This window comes from Neisseria flava, from assembly GCF_982712965.1.
On sequence record NZ_CEXQBZ010000083.1, the window covers coordinates 1 to 5,167 of the forward strand.

Below are 5,167 nucleotides of genomic sequence, written 5' to 3' on the forward strand. Positions count from 1 at the left end.
TCGGAACTTTTGCAAAAGGCCGTCTGAAATCGGGGCTGTTACCGTCTTTCAAATGTGACACCAGCGTCACATTTGACATGTTTGCCGTGTATTTTGGGAAAACTGCCTAAATCCGCTGTTTCAGGCCTGTTTGCATTCAGACGGCCTGTTTGCTTTTTTAAAGAGTATTAATGTTTGCCAGAATATGGCTGACTTATATTTGTCCCGTTGTATTAATACCCATTAAAGGAACAGACATGAATCAAATGCAGGTAAAAAACGAAGCGGCAGACATTCAATCGGTAAAATTGGACTACCCTATCCGTGTTCACACGGCAAACGGTGAAAACCTGTTGGAATCGTTGCCCGTCCGCCGTTTGACCGTGGGCGATTTGCGCGCGGTTGCCGGTTTGAAAACCGATGCGGAACAGGAACTGGCGATGATGGCACGTATTACGGGCTTGGTGCCGGAAGACTTGGATTTGCTGGATTTGGCCGATTATCAGAAATTGCAGCTCTTTTTTCGCAATTCCGCAGGTGGAACCGGCGGAACTGAATAAAGCGGTTTCTGATTTGGCGTGGTGGTACGGTTGGCCGCCTGAAGTGATGTACCGCATGACTTTAGCGGAATTTAACGGCTGGCTGGAACAGGCAACGCGCCAAATCAAAGCAGGATATGTGAAATCATGATGTTTTCGGGCGGTTGGCGATAGCCAATGCGCCCGAAAATACTATGGAGAACAGGTAGGCAGCCAAAGCGGTTGCCGGAGATGCGCAGATTAAGGCAAACAGGCCGATAAAGACGGCAAAAACAGCGGAGAAAACAGGGCTGGCCGCATCAAACAGGCCTGAAAATATCCAGATAAACAGTCCGGTATTGAAAAGGCAAAAGATTACCTTGCCTGTGATTTCGACATAGTCGGAAAAATCCAAAGGCAGATTATCTGTTTCGGTATGGCCGTCTTCAAACTGATGTTGTGTTGTCATGATTTTGCCGTCCTTTCCATCAATTAATTTTCCAAACAGGAAGCTGAAATGTCAAGTGAATTAGCAGTCAGTGTTGTTATCGGTGCGGGTATCCGTGCAGGTTTTTCTTCAATTTTCGGACGTGCGAAGAATACCGTTAAGGAATTGGGAAGCGAAATCCAAAACGTAACACGCAAGCAGGAATCTTTGGGCAAGTCTATTGCCAAAGGTTTGGCAACCGGAAAAAGCAGCTTAGGGGCGATGCGCGCCCAATACGATTTATTGGGCAAGTCCATTGAAAAAGCGCAGGCAGCTCAAAGAAAGCTGAATATTGCGCTTGGAAAGCAGGAAAAAGCCAAGGCATACCGAAGCGGCTTGCGAAGCGAGATGATGGATACTGCCGGTCATGGGGCGGTTGCCGCCGCGCCCATTATTTCGTCGGTCAAAATCTTTCTGAAAGAAGAATCTGCCGAAACCGATTTAAAAATGGCCATGCAGAAATCAAACGGCAGTTTTGGTGCATTTGAAACGGTTCGCAGGGAGGTCGTGAAACTGGGAAAAGAATTGCCGGGAACAACCGCAGATTTCTTCCGCCTTGGAAAGGCTTTGAAATCCCAAGGTTTATCAGATTCTTTGCTGACAAACGGCGGTTTGCATACATCTGCAAAGCTGAATACCGTGATGCAGATGAATCAAGAGGAAGGCGGCGCGTTCTTTGCTAAATTGATTGAAGCGCGGGGGTTGAACGAAAGTGAATTTGCCAAAGCCGCAGATATAACGCAGCGGGCTTATTTCGGTTTCGGCATGAATAAAGAAGACATGTTCGAATCGATGAAATACAACGCGCCAACGATGAATATGCTGAATCTCAAAGGATTGGGCAATTATGAAAAGATGATGGCCATCGAAGGTATGGGCGCACAAGTCGGATTGGAAGGCAGCCAGTTCGGTACAAATTTTTCCATGATGCTTGACCAAATGGCAGCAGGACCGAAACAGCTTGCTATGGCCAAAAGCGGTATGAAAAAAATTGCCAAAGATATTTTGGAAAAATCCAATGTTGATTTTGAATTTTTCGATAAGTCAGGAAAATTCAAAGGCTTGGAAGGCATGATTTCAGAGTTGGAAAAGCTAAAAAAAATCAAACAGGAACAGGGAGACGAAGCCGCTTCAATTGTGGCTGACGAATTGTTCGGAGCGCAAGCAAAACGGACGGCCTTAACTATTGCTGAAAAAGGTCGTGCCGGTTTGGAAGCGAATCTGAAACTGATGCGTGAACAGGCCGATTTAGATTCACGGATTGCCACGAAAACCGCAACTTTAGGGGCTGCTTTGGAAAGTTTGGGCGGTGTGGCCGAACATACGGCGGCTATTTTCGGCAGTGCTTTTGCACCTGATATTCAAAAATTTGCCAAAACCGCACAGGATTTTTTGGAAAATACTTTCCAGCCATGGCTTCAGCAAAACAAAGAACTGATTAAAACAGGCGCGGGATTATTTGCAGGTTTGTTTGCAGGGAAATTGGCTGTTTTAGGCCTTGCCTACGGGTTTAGTATGCTGATGATGCCCGTTCGTTCAGTAGGTATTGCCTTTGCCAAATTAAGTGCTTCATTCCGTCTTGTTCAACTAATGCGATTGGGTAAAGTCGGAAAAATGCAGATGTTTTTAAGAATGTTCGGAATGTCTGCCAAAACAGCAGCAAAAGCAAGTTCTTTGCTTTCTGCAACATGGCGCGGTGTGCTTTCCGTCGGTTCCCGTTTCCTTGGGGTCTTTAAAGGATTAGGTACTGTTTTAATGCGCGGATTGCCGTTGTTTAAAGCATTTGGACAAGGTTTGCTTGCCGGTTTCGGCGGCATGTTTAAAGTTTTTGGAATTTTTGCGCAAACAGTCGTTTTGAAACTGGTAAGATTTTTGCCTATGTTGAGTAATGCCTTTTTGATGTTGGGGCGGACATTATTGATGACACCGATCGGATTGGCATTTACCGCAATGGCAACAGCTGCATATTTGCTTTATACCAATTGGGATAGTGTTGTCGGCGGTGCTAAATTATTGTGGCAGGATTTAGGGAACTTGGTAGGAAATGTTGCCAATTCGGTAAGTATGTTTTTTAGTGCTGCATGGACAAATATTCAGGCTTTTTTCAGCAGTGGCATAGTGAACATATCTGCCCAAATTCTGAATTGGTCACCTATTGGATTATTTTATCAAACCTTTGCCGCCGTACTGAATTGGTTTGGCGTGACCTTGCCCGCAACATTTACCGGTTTTGGGCAAATGTTGATTACCGGTCTGATTAATGGAATTAAAGCTAAAGCAGCAGAAGCCATTGCGGTAATGAAGAATTTTGCGGCAAGGCTTCAGTTAGGATTTACCATTCCCAACAGAATACATTCCCCAAGTCGTGTATTTATGCAGTATGGCGGCTTTTTAATGGACGGCCTGAATATCGGATTAAAACGAGGGCAAACTCAACCTTTAAACCAAATGAGCCGTTTATCAGACAAACTGCAAAATAGAATTGAAAATGCCGATTTGTCAGAAACTGCACTTCGATATTCTCAATTATCACAAGCTAGGCAAGATAAAGAAGCGGGCATACAAGGGCAAAGTATAGGTTCAAATGCTGTTACCATCTATTTCAACCCGACATACAATGTGAACAGTCAGAATTTTAATCCTAATGAAGCTGCAAAAATGACGATGCGTGATTTTGAAGATTTAATGAAACGCTATCAACACGACTTACAGCGTCGAGCTTACTAAAAATGACAAAGATGGAGCGGACAGCGATGGAGACAAAGCCGGCGCGCCGCAGACGAGGAAGGCAAGACCCTGCAAAAAAGCGGGCAACTCGCCGCCAGACTGACTAGACAGGTTGGCAGCAACTATGCCCGCATCGGCAGCAACAAAAAATACGCCGCCATCCACCACCTCGTCGGCCAAGCGGGGAGCGGCCACGAAACCAACCTCCCCGCGCGCCCCTACCTCCCCATCAACGGCAACGGCGAACTCCAACCGGACGCCGAACGCCGAATCCTAGACATCGCCATCGCCGCCCTCAAAAAAGGACTCTGACAACAAAAAACGGACGATAAAAAAACCGTCCGTTTTTTGTTTCACTATTTGCAACTCTTTTTCACTTTTTCCATCCCGCCTCATCCCCCATCATCCCACTTCTTCCCATTTATCTCATCATTCCTATATATTTATCTCATTGGGTTTCATTTTGTCTTGATTTAAAGAAAATTCGCTATAAAACGTCTCTGCCCGTCGCTGCTTCCTTTTCAGACGACCTTATACCCATTTCAAGCAAAAAACGTTAAAATTCCGCCATTAATCCATCCGACAGCAGCAAAAACATGAGCGCACAAATCCTGGCCGTCGCCAACCAAAAAGGCGGCGTCGGCAAAACCACCACCACCGTCAACCTCGCGGCATCGCTCGCCTCCAAAGGCAAACGCGTCCTCGTCATCGACCTCGACCCGCAAGGCAACGCCACCACAGGCAGCGGCATAGACAAAGCCCGCCTCGAAGAAGGCGTGTACCAAGTCGTATTGGGCGATACCGACATCAAAACCGCCGTCGTCCGCAGCGGGGACGGCAGCTACGACGTACTCGGCGCAAACCGCGCGCTTGCCGGCGCCGAAATCGAGCTGGTGCAAGAAATCGCCCGCGAAATCCGCCTCAAAAACGCCCTGCAAACCGTCGAAAACGACTACGACTTCGTCCTCATCGACTGCCCCCCTTCACTGACCCTGCTCACGCTCAACGGACTCGTCGCCGCCAACGGCGTCATCGTGCCCATGTTGTGCGAATACTATGCCCTCGAAGGCATCTCCGACCTCATTGCCACCGTGCGCAAAATCCGTCAGGCGATCAACCCGCGCCTCGACATCACCGGCATCGTCCGCACCCTCTACGACAGCCGCAGCCGCCTCGTCGTCGAAGTCAGCGAACAGCTTTTCCAACATTTCGGCAACCTGATGTTCCAAACCGTCATCCCCCGCAACGTCCGCCTCGCCGAAGCCCCCAGCCACGGCATGCCTGCACTCGCCTACGACGCCAACGCCAAAGGCACCAAAGCCTACCTCGCCTTGGCGGAAGAACTGTTGGAGCGTACTAAAGGTTGATTGAGCTTGAAAGATATAGTGGATTAACTTTAAACCAGTACGGCGTTGCCTCGCCTTGCCGTACTATCTGTACTGTCTGCGGCTTCGTC

At 47.8% G+C, this 5,167-nt stretch carries 6 protein-coding genes; 5 read left to right on the top strand and 1 reads right to left on the bottom strand.

Annotation, left to right across the window (positions count from 1 at the left end; all coding sequences use genetic code 11):
• Positions 1 to 236: 236 nt before the first annotated feature.
• Both AC5M9B_RS04420 and AC5M9B_RS04425 read left to right on the top strand, forming a co-directional pair.
• On the top strand, positions 237 to 539 hold the full coding sequence (locus AC5M9B_RS04420; protein ID WP_204788546.1) for a phage tail assembly protein: 303 nt from the start codon (positions 237 to 239) through the stop codon (positions 537 to 539).
• The gene (locus AC5M9B_RS04425) at positions 517 to 669 is read left to right on the top strand and encodes a GpE family phage tail protein (protein ID WP_070749304.1); all 153 of its coding nucleotides are present in this window, start codon (positions 517 to 519) and stop codon (positions 667 to 669) included. Before AC5M9B_RS04420 ends, AC5M9B_RS04425 begins: the two co-directional genes overlap by 23 nt.
• Here AC5M9B_RS04425 and AC5M9B_RS04430 read toward each other — a convergent pair.
• Positions 664 to 966, bottom strand: coding sequence for a hypothetical protein (locus AC5M9B_RS04430; RefSeq protein ID WP_487648306.1), 303 nt, complete (start codon positions 964 to 966; stop codon positions 664 to 666). The genes AC5M9B_RS04425 and AC5M9B_RS04430 overlap by 6 nt on opposite strands.
• 48 nt (positions 967 to 1,014) lie before the next feature.
• Here AC5M9B_RS04430 and AC5M9B_RS04435 point away from each other — a divergent pair, with 48 nt between their 5' ends.
• The 3 genes from AC5M9B_RS04435 to AC5M9B_RS04445 all read left to right on the top strand — a co-directional run bounded on the left by AC5M9B_RS04435 (position 1,015) and on the right by AC5M9B_RS04445 (position 5,078).
• Positions 1,015 to 3,711, top strand: a complete 2,697-nt coding sequence (locus AC5M9B_RS04435; protein WP_487648307.1) for a phage tail tape measure protein — start codon at positions 1,015 to 1,017, stop codon at positions 3,709 to 3,711.
• A gap of 69 nt (positions 3,712 to 3,780) precedes the next feature.
• The gene (locus AC5M9B_RS04440) at positions 3,781 to 4,023 is read left to right on the top strand and encodes a phage virion morphogenesis family protein (RefSeq protein ID WP_487648308.1); all 243 of its coding nucleotides are present in this window, start codon (positions 3,781 to 3,783) and stop codon (positions 4,021 to 4,023) included.
• 284 nt (positions 4,024 to 4,307) lie between these two features.
• Positions 4,308 to 5,078 (top strand): ParA family protein, encoded by a 771-nt coding sequence (locus AC5M9B_RS04445; protein WP_003741993.1) that lies wholly within the window; start codon positions 4,308 to 4,310, stop codon positions 5,076 to 5,078.
• The last annotated feature ends 89 nt before the right edge of the window (positions 5,079 to 5,167 follow it).